Origin of the sequence: Priestia sp. SIMBA_032 (genome assembly GCF_046535215.1) — a bacterium.
GTDB lineage: Bacteria > Bacillota > Bacilli > Bacillales > Bacillaceae_H > Priestia > Priestia aryabhattai.
Genome location: NZ_JAWRXD010001080.1, coordinates 1 through 255 on the forward strand (window position 1 = coordinate 1; position 255 = coordinate 255).

The window sequence follows — 255 nt, forward strand, 5'->3', positions numbered from 1 at the left end:
TGTCGAAAACTTTACCGAATATCTGTTCGTTTTTTTAGGTTTTTTATAGGCATTCGTGGTAAAATAATAATACAGATTTTTATGAGGAGGTCGGATTATACTTGGAACATCAATTTGAAATTATATCAGCGTATTCCCCGCAAGGTGATCAGCCGGTAGCTATAGAGAAGCTTGTAGAGGGAATTAATAGTGGAAAGAAAAAGCAAGTGTTGCTTGGAGCGACAGGAACGGGTAAGACATTTACGATTTCAAATG

Annotated in this window: 1 protein-coding gene; it reads left to right on the forward strand. The window is 36.9% G+C overall.

Annotation, left to right across the window (positions count from 1 at the left end; translation table 11 throughout):
* Window positions 1–101 precede the first annotated feature (101 nt).
* Window positions 102–255, forward strand: a 154-nt coding sequence (locus SB717_RS37665) for a DEAD/DEAH box helicase family protein (RefSeq protein WP_410908266.1), incomplete at its 3' end; no start/stop codon positions are given.